Here is a 25,838-nt window from a genome sequence, read left to right as displayed (position 1 = left end):
TGATCCTCGACGGTCGCCTCAGGCCGAGAGCGCGTCCACGAGATCGCGCATCGCCGTGGTCACGGCGTGGATGCGTGCCGCGGCGTCGTCGGCCGAGTCGCCGCGGACATCGAGGTACACCTTCAGCTTCGGCTCGGTCCCGCTCGGACGCACGATGACGCGCGAGCCGTCAGCGAGCCAGTACCGCAGCACGTCTCCGGGAGGCAGCTCGTCGACGCCCGTCAGCAGGTCGTCCACGCGGTCGACCTCGACCTCGCCGATGCGCGCCGGCGGGTCGGCGCGCAGGGCGCTCATGACGCGTCCGATGACGCTCAGGTCGTCCACGCGCACCGAGATCTGGTCGCTGGCGAAGAAGCCGAACGTCTCGTCGAACTCGTTCAGCAGGTCACGGATGCCGCGGCCCTCGGTCCGGGCATCCGACACCATCCCGAGGAAGGCCACGGCGGCGGAGATGCCGTCCTTGTCGCGCACGGTCTCGGGGTTGACGAGGTACCCGAGCGCCTCCTCGAACCCGAAGACGATCCCGGGCGCGCGGGAGATCCACTTGAATCCCGTCAGGGTCGCCGCCGAGCGCAGACCGAAGTGCTCGGCGACCGTCTGCAGACCGGGAGAGGACACCAGCGAGCACGCGAGCGTGCCGTCGGTGACGCCGGACTCCGCCGCGAGGCGGGCCGCGCGCCAGCCGAGCAGCAGCCCGATCTGGTTGCCCGTGAGGCGACGCCAGCCGCCCTCCGCATCCTCGTCGGGGACGGCGACGGCCAGGCGGTCGGCGTCCGGATCGTTGGCAATGACGAGGTCGGCGCCGTGTTCGCGGGCCGTGGCGAACGCGAGGTCCATCGCGCCGGGCTCCTCCGGGTTGGGGAAGGAGACCGTCGGGAAGGTGCCGTCGGGGTCGCGCTGGGCGTCGACGGTGATCGGGGCCGGATACCCGGCGCGCTCGACGATGCGCTGTACTGTCTCCCACCCGACGCCGTGCATGGCGGTGTACACCCACCGGAGTCCCTCAGCCCCGGCGGATGCGGGGGCCACGGCGGCGGTCGCCTCGACGTACGCCTCGACGACCGACTCGGGTGCCGTCTCGAACGCGAGGGACCGGGGGAGGGCGGCCGCATCCGCCTCCGCGGCGATGCGGTCGATGTGCGCGGCGATCTCGGCGTCCACCGGCGCGACGATCTGCGCACCCTCGTCGGCGCCTCCGAGATAGACCTTGTACCCGTTGTCGTTCGGCGGGTTGTGGCTCGCGGTCACCATGACTCCGGCATCCGCATCCAGGTGACGGACGGCGAAGGCCAGCACCGGGGTGGGGAGGAGGCGGGGGAGGAGGATCGCGCGGAGTCCCGCGCCGGCGAAGATCTGGGCGGAGTCCTCGGCGAACACGCGCGAGTTGCGGCGCCCGTCGTATCCCACGACCACCGTGGGGACACGGGCCGGCTCGGCGTCCGCGTCGGTGTCGCCGTCGGCCGGGTCGGTCTCGCCGAGGCCCGCCCGCTCGCGGAGGAAGGCCGCGAATCCGGCGGCGGCCTGCGCCACGAGCACCCGGTTCATGCGGTTGCTGCCGGCCCCGAGCTCTCCCCGCAGCCCCGCGGTCCCGAAGGCCAGGCGCGCGCCGAAGCGGTCGGCGAGGTCGGCTGCGGCATCCGCGTCTCCGTCGTCGGCCGCCGCGAGGAGCTGCTCGAGCTCGGCGCGGGTCTCGGGGTCGGGATCCTGCGCGAGCCAGGCGCGGGCGGCTGCGACAGCGCCCTCGGCGGTGCTCACAGCGCCTCGATCACACGGGCCAGCAGCGACGAGATCACCGGCTCGGCCTCGCGGCCGGCATCGATGACCTCCTGATGGCTGAGCGGGGTGGTCTGGATGCCGGCGGCGAGGTTCGTGATGAGCGAGAAGCCGAGGATCTCCATACCGGCCTGACGGGCCGCGATCGCTTCGAGCGCCGTGGACATGCCGACGATGTCGCCGCCGATCGCGCGGGCCATCCGCACCTCGGCGGGGGTCTCGTAGTGGGGTCCGCGGAACTGGCAGTACACGCCCTCGTCGAGCGTGGGGTCGACCGAGCGGGCCACCTCGCGCAGGCGCGCGGAGTACAGATCGGTGAGGTCGATGAAGGTCGCGCCCTCCAGGGGCGACGCGGCGGTGAGGTTGATGTGATCGCTGATGAGGACAGGCTGACCCGCCTTCCAGCCGGCCTTGACGCCGCCGGCGCCGTTGGTGAGGACCATGGTCTTCACGCCCGTCGCCGCGGCCGTCCGCACGCTGTGCACGACCCGGCGCACGCCGTGGCCCTCGTAGAAGTGGGTGCGCGCGCCGATGACCAGGACGCGGCGGCCCTTCGGGGTCAGGATGCTGCGGATCGTGCCGGCGTGTCCGGCGAGGGCGGGGGCGCTGAAGCCGGTGACCTCGGTGGCGGGGAAGGATGCGGTGGTCTCGCCGATGAGTTCCGCAGCCTTGCCCCAGCCGCTGCCGAGGGTCAGGGCGATGTCGTGCTGCTCGACGCCGGTGAGGCGAGCGATGTCCTCGGCGGCGACGCGGGCGACCTCGAAGGGGTCGGCGGCGGGGTCATCGAGGGGGTGGGCGATGGTCTGTGACATGGACCCCACCTTAGATTCCCGGCGGGGCACCGGGCCACATGGGCGTTCGAGTCGTGAGGGCCGCCCCGGAGGAGACAGAATGGAGGACATGTCTGTGAGCTTCGAGCGCACTCAGCGGGTCGCCATCCTCGGTGGCGGGCCCGGAGGCTACGAGGCGGCGCTGGCTGCCGCCCAGCTCGGAGCCGAGGTGACCGTCGTCGAGCGTGCCGGGATCGGCGGATCCGCCGTCATCACCGACGTCGTCCCGTCGAAGTCGCTGATCGCGACGGCAGACGCCGCCGTCGCGATCGCGGGGGCGAGCGACCTGGGAGTGCAGCTCTACGCCCGCGGCGACGACGAGAGGCCGCTGAAGCCGCAGATCGCGATCAACCTCGCCGCCGTCAACCGACGCCTCCTCGCGCTGGCGCGGCAGCAGTCCGACGACATGCGCGCCTCGCTCGCCGAGGCCGGCGTCCGACTGATCTCCGGCCACGGGCGTCTCGAGGGCGACAACGCCGTCGTGGTGTCCACGGGCCCCGGCGGCACCGACTTCGACCGCGTCGAGGCCGACACCCTGGTCGTGTCGGTCGGCGCCTCCCCGCGCGAGCTGCCGAGCGCCCCGCCGGACGGGGAGCGCATCCTCACCTGGACCCAGCTGTACGACATGAAGGCGCTCCCCGAGCACCTGATCGTCGTCGGCTCCGGGGTCACCGGTGCCGAGTTCGCCGGCGCCTACATGAACCTCGGCTCGAAGGTGACGCTGATCTCCAGCCGCGATCAGGTCCTCCCCGGTGAGGATGCCGATGCCGCCGCCGTCCTCGAGCGCGTGTTCACCCGCGGCGGGATGACGGTTCTGTCGAAGTCTCGCGCCGAGCACGTCCAGCGCCAGGGCGACGGGGTCGTGGTCACCCTCTCCGACGGGCGCACCGTCGAGGGCAGCCACTGCCTCATGGCGGTCGGATCGATCCCCAACACCGCGGGGATCGGTCTGGAGGCCGCCGGCGTCCAGATGACCGAGTCGGGCCACATCCAGGTCAACCGCGCCGCGCGCACCTCGGTGCCGAACATCTACGCCGCCGGCGACTGCACGACCTTCATCCCGCTCGCCTCGGTCGCGTCGATGCAGGGGCGCACGGCGATCTTCCACGCCCTCGGCGACGTCGTCATTCCGCTCGATCGCCGCCGCATCGCGTCGAACATCTTCACCGCGCCAGAGATCGCGACGGTCGGATGGCAGGAGCGCGACATCGACGCCGGCGTCATCGACGGAGTCGTCCACAAGATGCCTCTCGCGGCCAACGCGCGAGCGAAGATGATGAGCATCAAGGACGGCTTCGTCAAGCTCATCGCCCGCCAGGGCTCGGGCACCGTCATCGGCGGCGTCATCGTCGGGCCCCGGGCATCCGAGCTCATCTACCCGATCGCGATCGCCGTCGAACGCCGCCTCACCGTCGACCAGGTCTCGCGGGTGTTCGCCGTTTACCCGTCGCTCTCGGGCAGCATCACCGACGCCGCACGGGCCATGCACGTGGTGGATCACACCGTCTACGGGGAGTGATCCCGGGCGCCGCCCTGTCCCGGGCGCGGTGTCCCGTGGCGTCGTGCCGCGGCGCGGTGCCGCCAGGCCGGAAGAGTCCCGGCTCAGCTGATGGTGAGGAGCTGGTGCCCGGCCGAGACGGTGCTGCCCGGGTCGGCGTTGATCGCCCCGATCTGGCCGTCCTTGTGGGCCTGGATGGGCTGCTCCATCTTCATCGCCTCGAGGACGACGACGAGATCGCCCTTGACGACCTGCTGGCCCTCCTCGACGGCGACCTTGACGATCGTCGCCTGCATCGGGGCCTTCACCGCATCACCGGATGCGCCGGCCATGACCGTCGTGGCGTGCGAGCGGCGCGACGGGGGAACGGCGGCGGGGCGGCCCACGGTGCTCGGCGAAACCGCGATGCGGTCGGGGAGGCTGACCTCCAGCCGCTTTCCGCCGACCTCGACGACCACGGTGTGGCGCGCGGCCTCGGCGCCGGGCGCCTCCAGCTCGCCGTCCCACGGTGCGATGTCGTTGACGAACTCGGTCTCGATCCACCGCGTGTAGACGCCGAACGTGCCGTCCTCGGCGGTGAAGGCGGGGTCGCGGACGACCTTGCGGTGGAAGGGCAGCACCGTCGGCATGCCGGCGACCTCGAACTCGTCGAGGGCGCGGCGCGCGCGCTCGAGGGCCTCGTCGCGGTCGCGTCCGGTCACGATGATCTTCGCCAGGAGCGAGTCGAACGCGCCCGAGACGCTGTCGCCGGCGGTCACACCGGAGTCGAGACGGATGCCGGGCCCGCCGAAAGTCTTGAAGACGTGGATGGGGCCGGGCTGGGGGAGGAAGCCGCGACCGGCATCCTCTCCGTTGATGCGGAACTCGATCGAGTGGCCGACGGGCGCGGGATCGTCGTAGCCCAGCTCCTCGCCCTCGGCGAGGCGGAACTGCTCGCGGACGAGGTCGAGGCCGGTGACCTCCTCCGAGACCGGGTGCTCGACCTGGAGACGCGTGTTGACCTCGAGGAAGGAGATGGTGCCGTCGGCGCCGATGAGGAACTCGCACGTTCCCGCCCCCTGGTAGCCGACCTCGCGGAGGATCGCCTTGGAGGAGTCGTAGAGGATGCGGTTCTGCTCGTCGGTGAGGAACGGCGCGGGGGCCTCCTCGACGAGCTTCTGGTGGCGGCGCTGGAGCGAGCAGTCGCGCGTGGAGACCACGACGACGTTGCCGGCGGCATCCGCCAGGCACTGGGTCTCGACGTGGCGCGGCTTGTCGAGGTACTTCTCCACGAAGCACTCGCCGCGGCCGAACGCCGTGATCGCCTCGCGCGTGGCCGACTCGAACAGCTCGGCGACCTCGCCGAGCTCGCGCGCGACCTTGAGGCCGCGTCCGCCGCCGCCGTATGCGGCCTTGATGGCGATGGGGAGGCCCACCTGCTCGGCGAAGGCGATGACCTCGTCGGCGCCGGTGACCGGGCCGGGGGTTCCCGGGGCGAGCGGCGCGCCGACCTTCTCGGCGACGGCGCGGGCGGTCACCTTGTCGCCGAGCGCTTCGATGGCCTCCGGCGAGGGGCCGATCCAGATGAGGCCCGCGTCGACGACCGCGCGGGCGAAGTCGGCGTTCTCGGCGAGGAACCCGTAGCCGGGGTGCACCGCGTCGGCGCCGGAGCGGCGTGCGACGGAGAGGATCTTCTCGATCGAGAGGTACGTCTCGGCGCTCGTGGAGCCGTCGAGCGCGTAGGCCTCGTCGGCGAGTCGGGCGTGGAGGGCGTCGCGGTCCTGGTCGGCGTACACGGCGACGGATGCCTTGCCGGCATCCCGAGCGGCACGGATGACGCGGACGGCGATCTCACCGCGGTTGGCGACGAGGACCTTGGCGATCTGAGGCATGGATGTCAGCCTACCCAGGCCGAGGTGCCCCCTTTTGACCAACTCGTACAAGAACCGCCGCGATTCGTGTCACTCCCTCCACAACCCCGCGGGGGACCCGTTCCGTTCACTTGTCGCCTGTTGCGGGTGCGCGGGCGCGCGACCCGCAACAGGCGACAAGTGAACGGGCGCGGGAGGCGGATCAGGGGGCGGGAGCGGTGAGGGAGGGGTCGACGGTGTGCCAGAGGGCCGTCCAGTCGCCGCCGACCTCGCGGATGAGCGACCGCAGCGTCGACACCGACATCCCCACGACCGTCGACGGGTCGCCGTCGATGCGGCGGATGAACGCCCCGCCGAGGCTGTCCACGGTGAACGCGCCGGCGACGTGCAGCGGTTCGCCGGTGGCGACGTACGCGTCGATCTCGGCATCCGTGATGTCGTCGGCGAAAGTGACCGATGCCTCGGCCACGGCGTGGACCTCGCGCGACGGCGCGCCCGGCGACACCCGCACCACGGCGTGCCCGGAGTGCAGCACCCCGGTGCGCCCCCGCATCGCGTGCCAGCGGGCGGTGGCGTTCTCCGGCGTGTAGGGCTTCCCGAGGACGGCGCCGTCGATCTCGAACATCGAGTCGCCGCCGATGACGATCCCGTCGAATTCGGGGATGTCGTCGGCGAGGCGCGCGGCGACGTCGGCGGCCTTGCGCCGCGCGAGGAGCAGGACGTGCTCGTCGGGGGCGAGCTCGCGGCCTTCGCCCGCGGCGACGGCGGCCACCACCGCGTCTTCGTCGACGTCGGGCGCAACGGTCAGCGGACGGATGCCGAACTGCTGCAGCAGCATCAGGCGGGCGGGGGAGGTCGAGGCGAGGCACACGCGCATGCCCCCAGGGTAGGCGGCGCCCGCGTGGGCGAGCGCGTGCGGGGCGAGCGCGTGTGGAACCATCGAAGCATGCAACCCGGTGATCTTCTCGACCTCGACGTCTCCGGCGTCGCCCACGGTGGCGTCTTCGTCGCGCGACACGAGGGACGCGTCGTGTTCATCCCCGACACGCTCCCCGGCGAGCGCGTGCGCGTGCGGCTGACCGACACCCGCAAGTCGTCGTTCTGGCGCGGCGAGGTGCTCGAGGTCCTGGATGCCGCACCCGAACGTCGTCCGCACGTGTGGGCGCAGGCCGACGTCGATGTGGCGCCGGAAGCCCGCCCGGGGGGTGCCGACTTCGGGCACATCGACCCCGCGCACCAGCGCGAGCTGAAGCACCGGGTGCTCGTGGACGCCCTCGCGCGCATCGGCCGGCTGGATGCGGCATCCCTGGCCGCGGAGCCCGTACGGACGGTGGCCGAGATCCTGGGTCAGGGCGAGGGCGCTGACGATGCGGATGCCGATGCCGACGGCATCCGGTGGCGCACGCGGGTGTCTCTCCACGTCGACGACGCCGGCCGGGTGGGACCGTACGCCGCCCGCTCCCACCGCGTGATCGAGGTCTCCGAGCTGCCGCTGGCCACGGCGTCGATCGAGCGTGCGGCCCTCGCCCTCCGCGGTGGCGACGCGGGACGCATCGACCTCGTGCAGCCGGCCGACGGACGGGTCCGCATCCTGCACCGGCCCGAGCCGGCCTCCCCGCGGGGTCGCGGTCGGGGGCGGCGGCCGGCGGGCGCGGCATCCGACGGTCCCCGTCGCGGTGCCCCCGAGAACGAGACGATCCGCGAGCGCGTCGGCGACCGCGAGTTCCGCGTCGACGCCGGTGGGTTCTGGCAGGTTCACCGGCAGGCGGCGGCAACCCTCACGCGCGCCGTCACCGACGCCCTCACGACCGCCGACGGGGCGCCGGGAGTCGACCCGGATGCCTGGCATCTCGACCTCTACGGCGGTGTCGGCCTCTTCGCCGCCGCGCTCGCCGACATCGGCGGCCCCGCCACGCGCGTGACGAGTGTGGAATCGGATGCCCGGGCCACCGAACACGCGGGGGAGAACCTCGTGGAGTGGATCGGCGCCCGCGCCGAGACCGACCGCGTCGACCGGTGGATCCGACGCCTCCGCGCCGAGGCGTCGCCGGCGGAGCGGGAGCGGCTCCAGCGCGGCGTGGTGCTCCTGGATCCGCCGCGTGCGGGCGCCGGTACGGGCGTCGTGGCCGACATCGCCGCGCTCTCGCCGCGGACGGTCGTGTACGTCGCCTGCGATCCGGTCGCCCTCGCCCGCGACCTGGGGGCCTTCCGGGACGCGGGGTACGAGGCGACCTCGCTGACGCCGATCGACCTCTTCCCGAACTCCCACCACCTCGAAGCGGTGGCGACGCTCTCCCGGAGCGACGCGCGCGGATAGAGTTGCGGCATGACGCGCGTGGCCCTGATCGACGACCACGAATCGGTGCGATTGGGTCTGCAGGGCGCGTGCGCACGCGCGGACGACCAGGAGGTCGTGTTCTCGGGCAGCACCGTGACGTCCTACCTCGACTGGCGTACCTTCAGCTCCTCACCGCCCGCCGACGTCGTCGTGCTCGACCTCACCCTCGGTGACGGCACCACCGTGACGGAGAACGTCTCGCGCCTCGTCCGGGACGGCTCGAGCGTCATCATCCACAGCGTCGCCGACCGTCCCGCCGCCGTGCGGGAGGCGCTCGCCGCGGGGGCTGCGGGAGTGGTGAGCAAGTCCTCGCGCATCGACGACGTGATCTGCGCCATCCACACCGTCTCGCGCGGCGAGCAGCTCAACAACGTCGAGTGGGCGAGCGCGGTGGAGGGTGATCGCGACTTCGCCGACGCGCAGCTGTCGGCCCGCGAGCGCGACGTCCTGCGCCTCTACGCCGCGGGACTCCCGCTGAAGGTCGTCGCCGAGCGCCTCGGGGTCGCGTACTCCACGGCGAAGGAGAACATCACCCGCATCCGTGTGAAGTACGTCGACGTCGGACGCCCCGCGCCCACGAAGGTCGACCTGCTCCGCCGTGCGATGGAGGACGGCATCGTCTCGCCCACGGGCCTCGAAGCCGAGACCGTGACCACGGGAGGCGACGGTGAGCGCTGAGGCGTCGTCGACCGTCCTGGACAACGCGTGGGGGCAGATCCCGTCCTCGCGGGAATCCACGTCCGGCATCGGCTCGTTCACCCGCACCCGGGTCGAGCGCATCATGGCCCTCGTCGCCGGCCTCGGCTCGATGATCCTCGGCGCCCAGGCGCTCGTCAGCGCACTCGGACCGCCGGTGACGCTGCCCGGCTGGGACCTGCCCTACAAGGTCGTCATCTTCGGCACCCTCGCGCTCATGATCGTCGCGTGCCTGTGGGGCAAGGGGGTCCGCGTCGCCGCCGGTACGTTCGCCGTCGTGTACCTGATCGGGCTCGCCTTCTGGCCGCTTGCCACGGCGGGGCTGCCGACCGGAACCCGCGACCAGCCCTGGATCTGGTACCTCGTCAACATCGCGACCCTGGCCGCGGTGCTGGCGTTCCCCTTCGCGATCCAGGTCGGCGTGACCCTGTTCGCGCCGATCCTGTACGGGTACGGCCGCCTCATCCAGGGCGACTTCGCCCCGGACTTCTGGTTCGCCGTCGCGCTGGACGCCACGTTCGGCGTCATCCTCGGCGGGGTCATCCTGACCCTCGGCTGGCTGTTCCGCAAGATCGCCGCCAACGTCGACGAGACCCGCACCCGGGCCGTGTCGTCGTACGCCAAGGCGGCGGCATCCGACGCGTCCGAGCAGGAGCGGATGGCGGTCGCCGCCCTCATGCACGACAGCGTGCTCGCGGCGCTCATCGCCGCCGAGCGCGCGGTGACGCCTCGCGAGGGGATCCTCGCCGCGGCCATGGCGCGCGAGGCCCTCACCCGGCTCGCGAACACCGAGCAGGACGCCCACGAGGGCAGCGACGAGCCGCGGGATGCCGAGACCATCGCCTACGACATCGAAGCGGCCGCCATGGAACTCGGCGAGACGCTCAGCGTGCACCGGCGGGTGAATGCCTTGGCCCGCCCGGTTCCGGGGCGCGTGGCGCGGGCGCTCGCGCTCGCCGCCGCGCAAGCCGTGGCGAACGCGCTGCAGCACGCCGGCGGGGAAGGACTCGTCGCCGAGCTCGCGGCCGACGACGACGGCATCCGCATCGAAGTCCGTGACGCGGGCGGCGGGTTCGACCTCGGCGCGGTTCCGGCGGATCGCCTGGGAATCCGCGCGTCGATCATCGCGCGCGTCGCCGCCGTCGGCGGCAGCGCCGACATCGACAGCGGCGACTGGGGAACCCTCGTGCGCCTCACCTGGCAGGAGGGGGCGGCATGATCCGGGTCCGTTCGGTCCTGCTGGCGCTGGCCTTCGCGATGACCGCCTACCTTGCCGCGACGGGTCTGTGGTGGCGAGGCCCCGTCGACTACCCCATCCTCGCCGTCGCGACCCTCGTGCTGTACCTCGCCACGACGTGGCTGTGTATCTTCTGGTGGCCCAAGACGGATGCCGCGTCCGGCGGTTCCGAACGCGGCGCCGGAAAGCTCCCCGGCCTCGCCCAGGGGCTCGCGCTCGCCGCCGCGGCGATCGTCCCCACCGCGATCGCGATCGCCGTCGGCGAGGAGAGCCGCCTGCAGTCGTACGGAACCTGGTACCTCGGCGGCATCGGGGCGCTCATGACCGTGGTGATGGCGCGCCGCCGGCCGTGGGCCGCCTGGATCGGCATCGGCATGCTCGCGGCCGGGTCGATGACGTGGATGGGGCCGGCGAACGCTCTGGCGCAGGGACTCGTCGGTTCGGTCGTCTGGGTGCTCGCCGCCCAGCTCCTGGTGCTCTCGATGGACCGCGCAGCCCGCGACACCGATCGTCTCGCGCAGCTGCAGCGCGCAGCATCCGGGTGGCAGGCCTCGCAGCTCGTGCGCCAGCGGGAACGTCGCGTCCAGGTGCAGCGGGCGCTGCAGGTCGCCGGTCCCGTGCTGACGCGCACCGTGGCCTCGGGGGGTGCGCTGACCGAGGACGAACGCCTCGAGGCGCGGCTGGCGGAGGGGCGTCTGCGCGACGAACTGCGCGGTCCGCGGCTGCTCGACGACGACGTCCGCGCCGAGCTGGAGCGGGCGCGCCGGCGGGGTGCAACCGTCACCGTCCTCGACGAGGGGGGCCTGGACGCGCTCGAGGAGCACGAGCTGGCCGCCATCCGCGCGCAGCTGGCCGAGACGCTGCGCTCGGCCGGGTCGGATCGCCTGTACATCCGCACGTCGCCGCACGAGACGGTGGCGGTGACCGTTGTCGGACGCTCGATGCCGGTGGACGGCCGCGCGTCCGGGCCGTCCGACGAGGACGCCGTCGATCTGTGGCGCGAGATCCCGCTCCCCGGGCGCGCTTCCGTCGACGCCGGCTGACCCGCCCCGGCCCCTCCCGCGCCCGGGCCGAACTCCTCAGTTTCGGCGCCGGCGGGCGCGTGTGTGCGCACACACCCGCCCTTCCGGCCCGAATCAGAGGAGTTAGGTACGGCGGTACGGCGGTACGGCGGCCGTGCCGCGGCACTCCTCCCCGCCCCGGCGGGGGAGGAGAGTGCCGGGGCGGAGAGAGTGAGAGGAGGCGGGGAGCGGCGAAACGCACGCCCCCCGCCTCACGCGATCCGTTACCCGAAAACAGACCGCATGGCCGAACCCTGGGCATTCGCGAGGCGAAAGCGGGCCGACCGAACGCAGAAGCGTTCCAGCTCCTTCAGTATCCGACGCCTTCGGACGACCTGTCTGTAGGTATTTCGGGGGACAAGACCACGGGTCAGAGTGCCCGCGCGGTCACCATCCGACGCGCGGAAGGGGAGTCCGCAGGCCGCGCTGCGAAACCGCCCAGGCCGAACGACAGGGCTCCTCCGCGACCACGGCTGTGGCCGCTTCGGTCGCGTATGCCTCGCTGACCACGGCGATCAGCGCCGCGAGCTCCTCCTCCGTGGGATTGCCGCGGCGCACGTCGATCGTGATGTCCTCGCGGGGGATCTCACCGGTCATAGCGGGATGTTGCCGTGCTTCTTCGGTGGCAGGCTCGCACGCTTGCCGCGGAGGGCGCGCAGCGCCTTGGCGATCGACACACGGGTCTGCGCGGGCTCGATGATCCCGTCGAGCTCGCCCCGCTCGGCGGCGAGGAAGGGGGAGGCGACGTTGTAGGTGTACTCGTTGGCGAGGCGGGTGCGGACGGCGGCGACGTCCTCACCGGCCTCCTCCGCCTTCTTGATCTCGCCGCGGTAGAGGATGTTCACCGCACCCTGACCGCCCATCACGGCGATCTCGGCGGTCGGCCAGGCGAGGTTCACATCGGCGCCGAGCTGTTTGGAGCCCATCACGATGTACGCGCCGCCGTAGGCCTTGCGGAGGATCACGGTCACGAGCGGGACGGTGGCCTCGGCGTAGGCGTAGAGCAGCTTCGCGCCGCGGCGGATGACGCCGGTCCACTCCTGGTCGGTGCCGGGAAGGTAGCCGGGAACGTCGACGAGGGTGACGATCGGGATCGAGAACGCGTCGCAGAACCGGACGAAGCGGCTCGCCTTCTCGCCCGCTTCGATGTTGAGCGTTCCGGCCATCTGCGAGGGCTGGTTGGCGATGATGCCGACCGAGCGGCCCTCGATCCGGCCGAAGCCGATGACGATGTTCGGCGCGAAGAGCGGCTGCACCTCGAGGAAGTCCTCGTGGTCGACGATCCCGCGGATGACCTCGTGGATGTCGTACGGCTGGTTGGGCGAGTCGGGGATGATCGTGTTCAGCGCCCGATCGGCATCCGTCGTCTCGAACTCGAATTCGTGCTCGTACAGCGGGATGTCGGACATGTTGTTGTCGGGCAGGAACCCGAGCAGCGTCCGGACGTAGTCCAGCGCGTCGTCTTCGTCCTCGGCGAGGTAGTGGGCGACACCCGACCGGGTGTTGTGCGTGTGCGCACCGCCGAGCTCTTCCATGCCGACGTCTTCGCCGGTCACGGTCTTGATGACGTCGGGGCCGGTGACGAACATCTGGCTGGTCTTATCGACCATCACCACGAAGTCCGTCAGCGCGGGGGAGTACACCGCACCGCCGGCGGCGGGCCCCATGATGATCGAGATCTGCGGGATGACACCGGATGCCGCGGTGTTGAGTCGGAAGATCTCGCCGTACTTGCCCAGGGCGACGACGCCCTCCTGGATGCGGGCCCCGCCGGAATCCAGCATGCCGACGATCGGGATACCGCTGCGCAGGGCGAGCTCCATGACCTTGATGATCTTGTCGCCGGCCACTTCGCCGAGCGACCCGCCGAAGGTGGAGAAGTCCTGCGCGTAGACGGCGACGTTCCGACCGTGGATGGTCGCGGTGCCGGTGACGACGGAGTCGCCGTAGGGGCGGGAGCGCTCCATGCCGAAGGCGGTGGTGCGGTGGCGGACGTACTCGTCGAGCTCGACGAAGCTGCCCGGGTCGACCAGCAGCGCGATGCGCTCACGGGCCGTCATCTTGCCCTTGGCGTGCTGCTTGTCCTGGGCCTTCTGCTCGGCGTCCACGACCGCTTCCTGGTAGCGCGCGCGAAGGTCGGCGATCTTGCCGGCGGTCGTATGGAGATCGGGCTGGTCGGTCACGGCATCCACCCTATCGGCGGGATGCCTGCCGAGCTTGGAGGGTTCGTACAAAGGACCGGCGGATTCCTCCACCCGCGCGAACCATCGGTTCCCGGCGGAGTGTGAGCGCATAGGGTGGCCGCATGCCGATTCCCGCCGAGGGGTACCCGCTCACCGCCGCCGTCAGCCCGCGCGTCCAGGTCGTCGAGAAGACCGACTCCACGAACGCCGACGTCCTGCATCACCTGAAGGAGGAGTCCGCGGAGTGGCCGCACCTCTCGGTGCTGCTGACCACCGATCAGCGTCACGGACGCGGCCGGATGGACCGCTCGTGGACCGCTCCCCCCGAGACGGCCCTCGCGGTGTCGGTGGTGCTGCGGGTGCGCGATCTCCCGGTCACCGCGCGCGGCTGGATCCCGCTCCTCGCGGGTGCCGCGATGACGCGCGCCGTCGCGGCGCAGATGCCGTCGGACACCCACGCGGTGGGGCTGAAGTGGCCGAACGACGTGCAGGTGGACGGCGGCAAGATCTGCGGCATCCTCGCCGAGGTCGCTCACTCGGATCCGGATGCCGTCGTGGTGGGTGCCGGGGTGAACACCCGCATGGCGGCCGTCGATCTCCCGGTGTCGACGGCGACCTCCTTCGAGGCGCTCGGCCTCGAGTGCGACGACGACCGACTCCTCGCTGACTTCCTCCGCGATCTCGACGAGCAGGTGCAGGCGCTGACGAAGGCGGGCGGGAGCGCGGCCGGTGCGAGCCTGCACGAGAAGATCGAAGAGCTCTGCACGACGATCGGCAGCCGCGTACGCGTGGCCCTTCCCGACGGGTCCGCTCTCGAGGGCGTCGCGACCCGGCTCGACACGGACGGGCGGCTCCTGGTGCAGCGCGACGACGGATCGGCCACCGCGGTCTCGGCCGGCGACGTCGTCCACGTCCGCTGACCCCCACGTCCGCTGACCCCCCACGTCCGCTGACCCTGCGCGAGCGACGTCTGAGACCCGCCGTCGCCCGCGAGGCGCCGCCGTGTGCCCGCCGGCGTCCCCCACAATGGGAGGCATGACGCAGCCGACGGCCAGCTACGGGGGGCGGCCCCTGATGCCGGCGCCCGGTGCGCCGACGCCGGAGCTGCGCGTCGCGCGCTTCCGTCCGCACGCGCGGCGGCTGGTCTGGTCGGCGCTCGTCGTCATCGCCGTCGCCGGTGCGACCGGGTACTTCTTCGACAATCTCCCTGCGGGTTTCGAGAACTGGATGCTGGTGGCGGCGGCCAGCGCGGTGGTGTTCCTCTTCGCGCTCCTGCCGTTCCTGGCGTGGTGGACGCACGTCTACACGATCACGACGCGTCGCGTCATCGAACGCACCGGGATCTTCGTCGCCCGCCGGCGCGAGCTGAGCCACGTCCGTGGATACACGATCGGCATGCGCCGCGGCATCCTGCAGCGGATGTGGGGTGCGGGCACCCTCACACTCTCGAACGGGGTGGATGCGCCCCTGCGTCTGGTGAACGTCCCGAGCGCCGCGCTGGTGCACGAGGTGCTCGTGGATCAGGTCGAGGTGAACCAGATCCTCGCGCACCGTGACGCGCAGCCGCTCCCGCCCGGACCGCCTCCGCCACTCCCGCGCCGCTGACGGTCGAATCCGCTCCGACGGTGCGGAAAGATGGACCCCGGACACGGGCGGCCTCCGGGCGCGCCGAGCATCGAGGAGGTCGGGCATGGTTCTGCGTGTGGGAGTCGTCGGCGGCGGACAGCTGGCGCGCATGATGATCGCTCCGGCGATCGAGCTGGGCGTCGAGATCCGGGTCCTCGCCGAGGCCGAGGGGATGTCCGCCGCGCTCGCCGCGACCGCGGTGGGCGATTACCGCGACGTCGAGACCGTTCGCGCGTTCGCCCGCGAGGTCGACGTGCTCACCTTCGATCACGAGCACGTGCCGCAAGACGTCCTCGCCGCTCTCGTCGACGCCGGCGTCGCAGTGCACCCGGGACCCGACGCGCTGCGGTTCGCCCAGGACAAGCTGCACATGCGCGCCCGGCTCGCCGAGCTCGGGATGCCGCAGCCGGACTGGGCCGCGGTGTCGGATCGCGCCGGGCTTCAGGACTTCCTCGACGCCCACGGCGGTCGCGCGGTGGTGAAGACCCCGCGCGGCGGGTACGACGGCAAGGGTGTCCGCGTCGTCTCGGCCGCGACCGAGGCCGACGACTGGTTCACGGCGCTCGCCGAGGACGCCCGGGGTGGAGAGCTCCTCGTCGAAGAGCTCGTCGACTTCTCGCGGGAGCTCGCCCAGCAGGTGGCGCGGCGCCCGTCCGGCGAGGTCGCGGTGTACCCGGTCGTCGAGACGATCCAGCGCGGCGGCGTGTGCGCGGAGGTCCTCGCCCCGGCGCCCCATGCCGGAGAGCGGATGTCGCAGGTCGCCGCCCGCGTCGGCGTCGACATCGCCGAAGGCCTGGGTGTCACCGGCATGCTCGCGGTCGAGCTGTTCGAGACCACCGACGACCGCATCCTCGTCAACGAGCTCGCCATGCGCCCGCACAACAGCGGCCACTGGTCGCAGGACGGTGCGGTGACCGGTCAATTCGAGCAGCACCTGCGGGCGGTCCTCGACCTGCCGCTGGGCGCGACCGATCCGATCGCGCCGTGGTCGGTGATGGTGAACATCCTCGGCGGACCCCGCGAGGGAGGACTGGTCGAGCGTTTCCCGACGGCGATGCGCGAGCATCCGACGGCGAAGGTCCACACCTACGGCAAGGACCCGCGCCCGGGCCGCAAGGTCGGTCACGTCACCGCGATCGGCGCCGACCTCGACGACGTCGCCTACCAGGCGCGGGCGGCGGCATCCCACTTCCTCGACGACTGACCGCCGACGCGCGGCGCGTCAGCGCGAGGGGAGCCCGCGGGCCTCGAGCCACGCGCGCATCGGCTCGCGCCCGTGCAGGCCGGCGACGCGGCTGACGCGCCCGACGACCGCACGCACCCAGCCGGATGCCCGGCCCTGGGTGGCGTTGTACGCCGCGAGTTCGCGCTCGTAGGCCTCGACATCCGTCGGCTCCACCGGCCGGTAGGTCTCCACGCCGTGTACGACGTGCGGGGCGAGACGCGGCTTGATGCCGGCGCGGTCGGTCGGGTCGGGATGCCCGACCGCGACGCCGAACGCGACGACGGCGCGTGGCGGGAGCCCCGCGATCTCCGCCGTGACCTCCGGGTGGTTGCGGAGCGATCCGAGGTAGCAGGTGCCGAGCCCGAGGGCCTCGGCGGCGACGACGGCGTTCTGCGCGGCGAGGGCGGCGTCCACGAAGCCCACGAGGGTCGACTCGAGGTAGTCCGCGGCCTCCGCAGGCTCGCCGTGGCGGTCGGCGATCGCCGCCGCGCGCGCCCAGTCGGCGACGAACAGGAGGATCACCGGGGCATCCGCCACGAAGGTCGACCCACCGGCCTCGTGCACCAGCCGGGTCCGGGCGGTCTCATCGCGGACCTCCACGACGCTCCACACCTGGTTGTTCGACGACGTCGCGGCCGACTGCGCAGCGGCCACGAGAGCGGTGACCGTCTCGGGCGTCACCGGCTCGGTGGTGAACCGGCGGACGGAGCGGTGCTGGAGCAGCTGCGCGAGCACCGGCGAATCCAGGAGGGCGGCCTCGGTCAGCGCGGGAGCGGCGTCGCCGTAGCGGGCGCGCAGCAGGGCGTTCACGTCGGTGTCAGTGGTGGTGGCCGGGGTCACGGGCGCTCCTGCGGTCGGGGGATGGGACGGGGCACTCGACGGGCCAACGCCGCCGCGGGTCGGATTCTTCCCCGGGTTCGCCGGTCTTCCGCGCCGTTGCGGGGATTGTCCAGCCTCTCGCCCTAGCCTTGACGGGTGACCCGGCCGCTGCACTCTTCCGACGAGCCGCTGGTCGGCGTCGTCATGGGATCCGATTCCGACTGGCGCGTGATGAGCGATGCCTCGCAGATCCTCACCGATCTCGGCATCCGTCACGAGGTGGAGGTGGTCTCGGCCCATCGCACCCCCGACAAGCTCATGTCGTACGGCCGTTCGGCGCGCGCCCGCGGGCTCAAGGCGATCATCGCCGGTGCCGGCGGGGCGGCGCACCTTCCGGGCATGCTCGCCTCGGTCACCCCGCTGCCCGTCATCGGCGTGCCCGTGCAGCTGGCGACGCTGGACGGTCTCGACTCGCTCCTCAGCATCGTGCAGATGCCCGCCGGCATCCCCGTGGCCACGGTGTCGATCAACGGCGCGAAGAACGCCGGTCTCCTCGCCGCGCGCGTCCTCGGCGCGGTCGACCCCGCGGTGGCCGACGCGCTCGAGGACTACGCCCGATCGCTGGAAGCGCAGGTCGAGGAGAAGAACCGGCGGCTCAAGGAGTCCCTGTGAGCGTCGCCGACATCACCCGTCCTCGCGCCGGGGCGACCCGCACGCGGCTCATCCAGGAGCGCCCGATGCGCTTCCCCGACACCCGTTCGCGCGCGCTGATGTCGCGCCGCGGCTGGTGGCTCGTGGGGCTCAACTTCCTCATCCCCGGCTCGGCGCAAGCCGTGGCGGGCGGACGCCGCCTCGCGCGCATCGGCCTCGGTGCGACCCTCGCGATGTGGCTGCTCGTCATCGCCGGTGTCGCCACCGCGGTGCTCTGGCCCGGCGTCCTGTTCGTCCTCGGCACGAACCCCCTCTTCCTGCTTGCCGCCCAGGTGCTCCTCGCCGGCTACGCGATCCTCTGGGCGATCCTCACCGTCGACACGCTGCGGCTCGTCCGCCTCGTGAAGACGGCGCCGTTCGCCCGTGTGGGGATCGCGGTGCTCGCGATCGTCCTCCTGGTCGTCTCGGGTGGCACCGCCGCCTACGGCGCGACGCTGGCAGGCACCACGCGCACCACGCTGGGCGACATCTTCGGGCAGAGCGGCCCGGTCGTCCCGCCGTCGAACGGCTACTACAACATCCTTCTGCTCGGCGCCGACTCGGGTGAGGGGCGCGACTCCATGCGCTTCGACAGCATCTCGGTCGTCTCGGTCAACGCCGAGACCGGCGCGACGACGATCACCGGCATCCCGCGGGACATGCCGAACTTCCCGTTCGCCCCCGGTCCGATGCAGGACAAGTACCCGAACGGACACGAGGGTTTCGCGCACCCGACCTGCGGCTGGGGGAGCGGCATCAACCAGCTCCGTACCGAGGTGGAGGTCTGCCAGGACGGCGCTCTGCTGTATCCGGATGCCGTGGACAACGGCTCGGCTCCCGGTATTGAGGCGACGAAGGATGCCGCGGAAGGCATCCTCGGCATCGAGATCCCCTACTACGTCTTCGTCGACATGCACGGGTTCGCGTCGCTCGTCGACGCCCTCGGCGGCGTCGAGATCGATGTCGCCGAACGTCTGCCGAAGGGCGGCGGTCCGGCCTACGACGGTCAGCCCGCCGACGAGTGGGCGATCGGCTGGATCGAACCGGGCCTGCAGCGCATGGACGGCGATACCGCGCAGTGGTACGCCCGCTCGCGCTACACCACGAGCGACTTCGACCGCATGGAGCGCCAGCGCATCCTCCAGCAGGCGATCCTCGCTCAGTTCACGCCGCAGACGGTACTGGCGAACTTCCAGCAACTGGCCGCCGCCGGGGCGGATCTCGTCGAGACCGACATCCCCGACCAGCTGCTGCCGACGCTGTCGGAGTTGGCGCTGAAGGCGCGGGAGCTCCCGGTCACGACGATCGAGCTGACACCCGATGGTGGCATCGACGAGTACAACCCGGACTATCCCTACATCCGCGAGCTGATCCAGCAGGCGCTGTATCCGCCGACTCCGACCCCGACGCCGGAGGGCTGAGCGATGGTGGCCACCCTACGCGTCATGCTCGACCAGGTCGTCGCGCCCACCTCCCCGGTGCTGGCCGAGGCGTCGCGCGAACTCGCGCGGGCGCTCGTCGACGGTGCGCCGAGCGGCTGCGTCGTCGAGGGCATCGTGCCCGGCGGAGCGGATGCCGACTCCGCGGTCGTCGCCGGCCTCGCCGATGTGCGGCGCGTGGGACTGCCCCGCCGCGAGCTCGCGACTGCTCTGCAGCTGGGCGCGCCGACCGGGATCGGCGGCGGCATGATCCACGCGCCGACGCTCTTCGCGCCGCTCGTGAAGCACGACCGCACGCACGACGGTGACCAGACGGTCGTCACGGTGTGGGACCTGCGGGCGTGGGAGGCGCCGGATGAGCTCTCCCGCCTCGCGGTCGGCTGGCAGAAGGCGATGCTGAAGCGCGCTGCGAAGCACGCCGACGCCATCGTCGCCCCCACCCACTCCATGGCGGAGCGCCTGCGGTCGCTTGCCAAGCTCGGCGATCGCGTGCGGGTCATCGCGGGCTCCGCGCCTGCGGGTTTCGCCGTCCCCACCGATGACATCGGCCGGCGGCGCGAGATGGACCTTCCCGAGGGCTTTGTGCTGCTGAGCGGCGACACCCACGCCTCGACGGGCCTTTCGACCGGGTTCGCGGGGATCGCGGCATCCGGTGTCGATCATCCGGTCGTCGTCATCGATGTGCCCGAGGGTCAAGAGCCCGCCGTCGCCGAGATCGCCGAGGCCGCCGGGGTTCCGGAACGCCGCGTCCACGTGCGCGGATCCCTCGACACCGCCGACCGCGCTGCCGTGTTCGGCGCGGCGCTGGCGTTCGTCGCTCCGGCCACGCGCACGGCGTTCCCCTGGCGCGTCCTCGACGCTCTGGCGCTCGGGGTGCCCGTCCTCGCGGCGGACACCGCGGTGCATCGCGACGTCATCGCCGACGGGGGAGAGCTCATCGACGTGACGGATGCCGCAGCCGCCGGCGACGCGTTCGGCGACGCCCTCTCGCGGGCGCTGGGCTCGACGCAAGCGGCTGAGCGTCTCGCCGTGATGGCCGACGACCGAGGTCGCGCCTTCTCATGGAGCGAAGCGGCCGACAAGGTCTGGCACCTGCACGCAGAACTCTGAGGCGTCAGCGGGTCTCGTAGTCTCCGATCCACCAGTCGGAGATGTCGGCCGTGCTCTGCGCGGTCTCCGTGTGTTCGGGGTGTTCCTGGAACAAGTGGAATGCCGCCGTGTCGGTGAAGGTGGCGTCTTCGATGATGATGCGTCCTTTGCGGGTGTCGAGGGACAGTTCGATGTGCCATGACAGGATGCCGGGTAGAACGCCGAGTGACCGGAGCCGGTGGATGGCTTCGGTCACTCGGTGGTCGTCGACATCGTCGTGGATCCGGAAGAGCACGATGTGTCGATAGGTCATTCGCGGCGCTCGTTACTGGCGGAGGGCGTCGGCGTGGTCGCGGTACCAGGCCACGGTGCGTTCCAGGCCCTCTTGGAGGGAGATCTGCGCGGTCCACCCTGCTTCAGCGAGCTGCGACACGTCGAGGAGTTTCTGCGGGGTCCCGTCAGGTTTGGTGGTGTCCCACTTCGTCTCGCCGTGGAATCCGACGACGTCCGCGATGGTGTCGGCGATTTCGCGGATGGTGACGTCTGTCCCGGTGCCGACGTTGACTTGTGCGGGGCCGTCGTAGTGCTCCAGGAGGTGCAGGCACGCGTCGGCCATGTCGTCGGCGTGGAGGAACTCCCGCCGCGGTGTTCCGGTGCCCCAATTCGTCACTGACGCCGCCCCCGATGAGGCTGCTTCGTCGTACCGGCGGATCAGGGCCGGGAGGACGTGTGAGCCCTTGGGGGAGAAGTTGTCGTTCGGCCCGTACAGGTTCGTCGGCATCGCGGAGATCCAAGGGAGCCCGTACTGGCGGCGCACGGCTTGGGTGTGCAGGATGCCGGCGATCTTGGCGATCGCGTAGGCATCGTTTGTCGGTTCCAGATGCCCCGTCAACAACGAGTCTTCCCGGATGGGCTGCTCCGCGAACTTCGGGTAGATGCAGGAGGACCCGAGGAACAGCACCCGCTCCACGTCGTTCGCGACCGCCGCGTCCAGGACGTTCGTCTGGATGCGCATGTTGTCGCTGAGGAAGTCGACGGGGTAGGTGGAGTTCGCCAGGATCCCCCCGACCTTCGCTGCAGCCAACACCACGTACTTGGGTTTGATCTCCCCCATGTACGCGAAGACCGCGTCCCGGTCCTTCAGGTCCAGCTCGGAGGAGGGTTTTCCCACGACGCGGTCGAATCCGGCGGATTCGAGCCGGCGGACGATTGCGGACCCCACGAGGCCGCGGTGTCCGGCGACGTAGAACGTCGCGTCCCGGTCGAGTTCCCCCGGGGTGTAGGTCACACCGTCGGTGGCGGTCACGCGGTTCCCCAGGAGGCGAGCTTGACGGTGTCGATCCATTCGGAGCCCTTCTCCAGGGCTTCGATGTCCGCATCAACCATCAGTTTCGCGAGTTCCTTGCCGTCGATGGTGGGAACCCACCCGAGCTTGTCGGCGGCCTTGGCCGGGTCGCCGATCAGCGCGTCGACCTCGGTGGGACGCAGGTAGCGTTCGTCGAACTTGACGTACTCCTGCCAATCCAACCCGACATGACCGAACGAGGTCTCCAGGAAGTCCCGGATCGTGTTCGGCACACCCGTGGCCAGAACGAAATCCTCCGGCTCGTCGGCCTGCAACATCCGCCACATTCCCTCGGCATACTCCGGCGCGTACCCCCAGTCGCGGATCGAGTCGAGGTTTCCGAGGTAGATGTCCTTCTGCACACCCGCCTTGATCCGCGCGACCGCACGGGTGATCTTCCGGGTCACGAACGTCTCCCCACGACGGGGGGACTCGTGGTTGAACAGGATCCCGTTCACGGCGAACATGTCGTACGCCTCACGGTAATTCTTCGTGATCCAGTACGAATACAGCTTCGCAACCCCATAGGGGGAGCGGGGGTAGAACGGAGTGTCCTCGTTCTGCGGCGGCGGAGTCGCCCCATACAGCTCCGACGTGGAGGCCTGGTAGAACCGGGTCTTGATCCCCGACAACCGCACCGCTTCGAGCAAACGCACCGTACCCGTACCGGTGGTGTCCGCGGTGTGCTCCGGCTCATCGAACGACACCCGCACATGCGACTGCGCCGCCAGGTTGTACACCTCATCCGGGTTGATCTCACTCATCAACGTCACCATCCGGGCACCATCGGACAGGTCACCGTAGTGAAGGAACAGCTTCGCCGACGGGTCATGCGGATCCACATACAAGTGATCGATCCGATGCGTGTTGAACGTCGACGCCCGACGAATCAGACCATGAACCTCATACCCCTTCCGAAGCAGCAGCTCCGCAAGATACGAGCCATCCTGACCCGTGATACCAGTAATCAGTGCGCGCTTAGTCAACGTTCCAGCCTCTTGTCAGTCGATGAAGAAGGCGGTCCTGGGGGACCGCGTTGCGGACATTCGTGCTCGCGACAGGCCGCATGAGAAGCGTAGCCAACCCCGGCAACGGCGGGGAATCGTCACGGGCGTTCCGGGACACCTCCGTTGAGGACGGCACCTCAGTCTTGGGGAACGCCATCGCGATAGCGCGTGAGCATCACGACGAGCGCATCCCGTGAAAGCACCTCGTCAGGGCGATACTCGGGCAGATCCATGTCGCTTTCCCATCCCCGAGCGATCCCGGAGCGGTGCATCCAGCTGATCGCCTGGAACGCCGGATGCGTCTCGTCGACGTCGCGGAACGGGGACGACGGATAGCCCTCCGGTCGCCCCGCTGCGCGGTGCAGAAGATGCGCGATATCCGCCCTCGAGGCGGTCGCGCTGTCGAGCGTGACCGCCTCGTCAGCCACGCTCGGAGCGGGACGTCCAACGACAGCGGCGAAGGATGCCCGCATCTCCACCGGCGTCACTCCTTCGGCGAAGCGGAACTCGCTCCGGCCACTGTCATGGGGGTGCGGGCGGAGCGCCGATTCGGTGACGCGGACGATGTCGTCGAAGAGCGGATGATCGCGTTCCACATCGACGAAGGGAGAGGCGCTCAGTGATCGCAGGTGCCGCACCGCGTCAAGGGAGGGGCCGTCGTACACGATTCGTCCGTTCTGCAGGACGACTCCGCGTTGGCACAGCCGCGACACCATATTCAGATCGTGCGAAACGACGACGAGGGTCTTTCCGGCTTCATGGAGCTCCCGGATGCGCGCGATGCACTTTCTCTGAAACGGCTCGTCCCCCACGGACAGGATCTCGTCGATCAGGAGGATATCGACCTCGGTGTGGATCGCGACCGAGAATGCGAGGCGGAGGAACATCCCAGACGAGTAATGCTTGACCTCGGTGTCGATGAACTTCTCGATCTCGCTGAATGCGACGATGTCGTCGAAGCGTTCTTCCGTTTCCTTCCGGGTCATCCCGAGGATCGCCGCGTTCAGGTAGATGTTCTCGCGGCCGGATAGGTCCGGATGGAATCCGGCTCCGACCTCGATCAGTCCTGCAACCCGACCGCGGGTTCGGACCTGGCCGGAATCGGGTCGCAGAACCCCCGAGATCATCTTCAGCGTGGTCGACTTTCCAGAACCGTTGAACCCGAGCAGGGCGACTGCTTCGCCTTCCCCGATTGACAAGGACACCCCGTCGAGCGCGCGGAATGACGTCGTGAGCGCTTTACCGCGAACCGCGGCGACCACGGTCTCCTTGACCGAATGCGTGTGACGGAGAGTGAAGCTCTTCTCCACGTCATTCAGGACGATACTGGCTGTCGACGTGGGCGAATCAGAGGTCTTGGGCAAAGCGCCCCTCCAGTCTGCGGAACACTGCCTGTCCGATCACGAGGATCAGCAGAGCAGTGACGAACGCGATACCACTGAAGGCCCACATGTTCGGGATCAGTTCCGCGCCCGCAGGATCGAGCGGAAACCATATTCCGTAGTGGAAAAGCTCAACCGCCATCGTGACCGGGTTCAGCCGATACAGCAGGAAGACCCACGATGGCGCGGCGTCACGAACCATCTCCCACTGATACATCACGGGCGATGCCCATACGGCGACCATGGTGATGATCTCGACGAAGCTCTGCGCGTCGCGGAAAGTCACGTTCACTGCGCCGAAGAGCAGCCCGAGACCGGTGGACAGGAGGGCGATGAGCGCGAACGCAAGAACCAGTGCCGCGAGATGCAGTGCCGACGGCGCCCAGCCGAAGAAGGCAGCGATGATCACAACCACCAGGATCTGCGGGAGGGTGTTGACCGCTGCCACGAGCATGCTCGAGACCGGGAACATCTCTCGCGGGAGGTAAACCTTCTTGATCAACGCGGCGTTGTCGACGAGTGAACGGGTCGCATTGGAGAAAGCCTCGTTGAAGAACGTGACGATCGTGATGCCGGCGAGAAGGTAGACCGGGAAGAACTCGACCCGCTCATTCAGGCCGAGGAAAATGCCGATCGCGACGAAGAACACCACGAACTGCACGAGCGGCTTGATGTACGACCACACCCAGCCGAGAACGGAGCCGCGGTAGCGGATCTGCACCTCTTTGCGGACGAGCAGACCAAGGAGATATCGCTGCTGGAGTACGCCGATGAGTCCGAGACCGGCACCGGGTTCACGGTGGGTCGGAGTGTTACCGGATCTTCGCACCATCTGGGCCTCAGCGCGCGTTCACGCGTTCAGCGGTGGGATTGAACGTCAGGGCTGCCATCAGGCGCCCGAAAATTCGCCGGCGGAGCTTCCAGGACACGCGTCCGCGGTGCATGAGGATCGTGGTTCTGGCGACGAATCGGAGATATGCCAGCACTGATCCGTGGTGAAGGTGGAACGACGCTTCATTGCGCGCACCGTAGGCGAACTTCCAGACGTTCTGATCGTCGATGCGTGAGAAGTCGCCGGCGATGTTGGTCGGCGTGTCGTGGATGGCCTTGCTGTCCAACACGCACACACCCGGACCGATGCCACGTCCGGCAAGGAGCGCGTAGGCGGCGTCATCGAACCAGATGAAATACTCACGGAACGGAAGGCCGATCCGCTCGACCGTGGCCCGCGTGTACAGGGCGGACACGAAGGAGCATGTCTCGACGAGGACCGAGCGTTGGCCCTTGCCCCAGAGCTTCGCCCATTTCCAGTCAGGAGCCGCGATGTTCATCTCGGCGATCTCCGTGTCGTCGAAATACACGAGGGAGCAAGCGAACGGGACCCCGCCCGGCATCGTCACCATGGCCTCGTCGTGGCCTGCAATCAGCTTCTCCAGCGAATCCTCCGCCGGGTAGCAGTCGTCGTCCATGAGCCAGAAATACTCCGCGCCGAGATCGTAGGCGCGCTTCATGCCTGTCGCGAAACCTCCGGCTCCACCGGTGTTCTCGCTCAGATACGTCACGTCGAGAGTGGTCTCCGTCCGCGAGCGAAGATACTCCGCGGTCCCATCCATGGATGCGTTGTCCACGACGACGACCCACTCGGGAGGCGCGGTCTGGCCGAACACGCTCTCCAGGACGGTCTTCAACTTGTCCAGACGGTTGTAGGTGACGATGACGGCGGCGGCGCGCTGCGACAAGGGGTCTGCTC

At 70.1% G+C, this 25,838-nt stretch carries 24 protein-coding genes and 1 pseudogene; 11 read left to right on the top strand and 14 right to left on the bottom strand.

The window, feature by feature from the left end; genetic code table 11:
• Positions 1-18 precede the first annotated feature (18 nt).
• A complete protein-coding gene (locus KZC50_RS00195; protein WP_310890165.1) occupies positions 19-1,755 on the bottom strand; it encodes a phospho-sugar mutase in 1,737 nt (578 codons plus the stop codon).
• A complete protein-coding gene (locus KZC50_RS00190) occupies positions 1,752-2,585 on the bottom strand; it encodes a purine-nucleoside phosphorylase (protein WP_053547753.1) in 834 nt (277 codons plus the stop codon). The genes KZC50_RS00195 and KZC50_RS00190 overlap by 4 nt, the downstream gene beginning before the upstream one ends.
• A 79-nt stretch (positions 2,586-2,664) precedes the next feature.
• Here KZC50_RS00190 and KZC50_RS00185 point away from each other — a divergent pair, with 79 nt between their 5' ends.
• Complete coding sequence (locus tag KZC50_RS00185; protein WP_310890164.1) at positions 2,665-4,122, top strand: NAD(P)H-quinone dehydrogenase; 1,458 nt, start codon at positions 2,665-2,667, stop codon at positions 4,120-4,122.
• 83 nt (positions 4,123-4,205) lie between these two features.
• On the opposite strand, the gene KZC50_RS00180 is transcribed toward KZC50_RS00185, so the two are convergent.
• Positions 4,206-5,972, bottom strand: a complete 1,767-nt coding sequence (locus KZC50_RS00180) for an acetyl/propionyl/methylcrotonyl-CoA carboxylase subunit alpha (protein WP_310890163.1) — start codon at positions 5,970-5,972, stop codon at positions 4,206-4,208.
• Between the two features lie 181 nt (positions 5,973-6,153).
• The gene (locus tag KZC50_RS00175; RefSeq protein WP_310890162.1) at positions 6,154-6,828 is read right to left on the bottom strand and encodes a Maf family protein; all 675 of its coding nucleotides are present in this window, start codon (positions 6,826-6,828) and stop codon (positions 6,154-6,156) included.
• A 69-nt stretch (positions 6,829-6,897) separates the two neighbouring features.
• Between KZC50_RS00175 and KZC50_RS00170 the strand changes: the two genes are divergently transcribed.
• The 4 genes from KZC50_RS00170 to KZC50_RS00155 are packed head-to-tail and all read left to right on the top strand — an operon-like array spanning position 6,898 to position 11,265.
• Positions 6,898-8,268 carry a class I SAM-dependent RNA methyltransferase gene (locus KZC50_RS00170; protein ID WP_310890161.1) on the top strand — a complete coding sequence of 457 codons (1,371 nt, stop codon included), beginning with the start codon at positions 6,898-6,900 and terminating at the stop codon, positions 8,266-8,268.
• 9 nt (positions 8,269-8,277) lie between these two features.
• On the top strand, positions 8,278-8,967 hold the full coding sequence (locus KZC50_RS00165) for a response regulator transcription factor (RefSeq protein ID WP_310890160.1): 690 nt from the start codon (positions 8,278-8,280) through the stop codon (positions 8,965-8,967).
• Positions 8,957-10,204, top strand: coding sequence for a sensor histidine kinase (locus KZC50_RS00160; RefSeq protein ID WP_310890159.1), 1,248 nt, complete (start codon positions 8,957-8,959; stop codon positions 10,202-10,204). The genes KZC50_RS00165 and KZC50_RS00160 overlap by 11 nt, the downstream gene beginning before the upstream one ends.
• Positions 10,201-11,265, top strand: coding sequence for a hypothetical protein (locus KZC50_RS00155; protein WP_310890158.1), 1,065 nt, complete (start codon positions 10,201-10,203; stop codon positions 11,263-11,265). Before KZC50_RS00160 ends, KZC50_RS00155 begins: the two co-directional genes overlap by 4 nt.
• A 405-nt stretch (positions 11,266-11,670) precedes the next feature.
• Here the strand turns inward: KZC50_RS00155 and KZC50_RS00150 are convergent, their stop codons facing one another.
• Together KZC50_RS00150 and KZC50_RS00145 are read right to left on the bottom strand one after the other, a co-directional pair.
• Positions 11,671-11,880 (bottom strand): acyl-CoA carboxylase subunit epsilon, encoded by a 210-nt coding sequence (locus KZC50_RS00150; protein ID WP_301133839.1) that lies wholly within the window; start codon positions 11,878-11,880, stop codon positions 11,671-11,673.
• Positions 11,877-13,466: an acyl-CoA carboxylase subunit beta gene (locus tag KZC50_RS00145; RefSeq protein WP_301133840.1), complete on the bottom strand. Its 1,590-nt coding sequence runs from the start codon at positions 13,464-13,466 to the stop codon at positions 11,877-11,879. The genes KZC50_RS00150 and KZC50_RS00145 overlap by 4 nt, the downstream gene beginning before the upstream one ends.
• Before the next feature lie 122 nt (positions 13,467-13,588).
• On the opposite strand from KZC50_RS00145, the gene KZC50_RS00140 reads away from it, so the two are divergent.
• The 3 genes from KZC50_RS00140 (at position 13,589) to KZC50_RS00130 (ending at position 16,296) form a co-directional block, all read left to right on the top strand.
• The gene (locus tag KZC50_RS00140; protein WP_301133842.1) at positions 13,589-14,386 is read left to right on the top strand and encodes a biotin--[acetyl-CoA-carboxylase] ligase; all 798 of its coding nucleotides are present in this window, start codon (positions 13,589-13,591) and stop codon (positions 14,384-14,386) included.
• Positions 14,387-14,501: 115 nt separating this feature from the next.
• A complete protein-coding gene (locus tag KZC50_RS00135) occupies positions 14,502-15,071 on the top strand; it encodes a PH domain-containing protein (RefSeq protein ID WP_310890157.1) in 570 nt (189 codons plus the stop codon).
• Positions 15,072-15,156: 85 nt separating this feature from the next.
• Positions 15,157-16,296, top strand: coding sequence for a 5-(carboxyamino)imidazole ribonucleotide synthase (locus KZC50_RS00130; RefSeq protein ID WP_310890156.1), 1,140 nt, complete (start codon positions 15,157-15,159; stop codon positions 16,294-16,296).
• 18 nt (positions 16,297-16,314) lie between these two features.
• On the opposite strand, the gene KZC50_RS00125 is transcribed toward KZC50_RS00130, so the two are convergent.
• Positions 16,315-17,157: a nitroreductase family protein gene (locus KZC50_RS00125; protein ID WP_310890155.1), complete on the bottom strand. Its 843-nt coding sequence runs from the start codon at positions 17,155-17,157 to the stop codon at positions 16,315-16,317.
• 183 nt (positions 17,158-17,340) lie between these two features.
• Between KZC50_RS00125 and purE the strand changes: the two genes are divergently transcribed.
• Genes purE through KZC50_RS00110 form a run of 3 tightly spaced genes read left to right on the top strand, consistent with a single transcriptional unit; the run spans position 17,341 to position 20,375 of the window.
• Positions 17,341-17,808, top strand: coding sequence for a 5-(carboxyamino)imidazole ribonucleotide mutase (gene purE / locus KZC50_RS00120; RefSeq protein ID WP_236968421.1), 468 nt, complete (start codon positions 17,341-17,343; stop codon positions 17,806-17,808).
• Entirely contained in the window at positions 17,805-19,247 is a 1,443-nt protein-coding gene (locus KZC50_RS00115; protein WP_375294554.1) for an LCP family protein, read from the top strand. Before purE ends, KZC50_RS00115 begins: the two co-directional genes overlap by 4 nt.
• 3 nt (positions 19,248-19,250) lie before the next feature.
• Positions 19,251-20,375 (top strand): glycosyltransferase, encoded by a 1,125-nt coding sequence (locus tag KZC50_RS00110; protein WP_310890154.1) that lies wholly within the window; start codon positions 19,251-19,253, stop codon positions 20,373-20,375.
• Between the two features lie 4 nt (positions 20,376-20,379).
• On the opposite strand, the gene KZC50_RS00105 is transcribed toward KZC50_RS00110, so the two are convergent.
• From KZC50_RS00105 to KZC50_RS00075, 7 genes and pseudogenes are all read right to left on the bottom strand, one after another.
• Positions 20,380-20,667, bottom strand: a complete 288-nt coding sequence (locus KZC50_RS00105; RefSeq protein WP_310890153.1) for a Dabb family protein — start codon at positions 20,665-20,667, stop codon at positions 20,380-20,382.
• A gap of 12 nt (positions 20,668-20,679) precedes the next feature.
• Positions 20,680-21,699: a GDP-L-fucose synthase family protein gene (locus KZC50_RS00100; protein WP_310890152.1), complete on the bottom strand. Its 1,020-nt coding sequence runs from the start codon at positions 21,697-21,699 to the stop codon at positions 20,680-20,682.
• Positions 21,657-22,685: a GDP-mannose 4,6-dehydratase gene (gmd, locus tag KZC50_RS00095; protein ID WP_310890151.1), complete on the bottom strand. Its 1,029-nt coding sequence runs from the start codon at positions 22,683-22,685 to the stop codon at positions 21,657-21,659. The genes KZC50_RS00100 and gmd overlap by 43 nt, the downstream gene beginning before the upstream one ends.
• A gap of 158 nt (positions 22,686-22,843) precedes the next feature.
• Entirely contained in the window at positions 22,844-23,179 is a 336-nt protein-coding gene (locus KZC50_RS00090; RefSeq protein ID WP_310891502.1) for an S-layer homology domain-containing protein, read from the bottom strand.
• A 150-nt stretch (positions 23,180-23,329) separates the two neighbouring features.
• Positions 23,330-24,070: pseudogene (locus KZC50_RS00085) on the bottom strand (ABC transporter ATP-binding protein); the annotation flags it as partial.
• Positions 24,054-24,920 carry an ABC transporter permease gene (locus KZC50_RS00080; protein WP_310890150.1) on the bottom strand — a complete coding sequence of 289 codons (867 nt, stop codon included), beginning with the start codon at positions 24,918-24,920 and terminating at the stop codon, positions 24,054-24,056. The gene KZC50_RS00080 and the pseudogene KZC50_RS00085, both read right to left, overlap by 17 nt.
• A gap of 7 nt (positions 24,921-24,927) precedes the next feature.
• Complete coding sequence (locus KZC50_RS00075) at positions 24,928-25,827, bottom strand: glycosyltransferase (RefSeq protein WP_310890149.1); 900 nt, start codon at positions 25,825-25,827, stop codon at positions 24,928-24,930.
• Between the last annotated feature and the right edge of the window lie 11 nt (positions 25,828-25,838).

The organism is Microbacterium aurantiacum, from assembly GCF_031625015.1.
Lineage (GTDB): Bacteria > Actinomycetota > Actinomycetes > Actinomycetales > Microbacteriaceae > Microbacterium > Microbacterium aurantiacum.
This window is presented reverse-complemented; position numbering and strand designations above follow the sequence as displayed.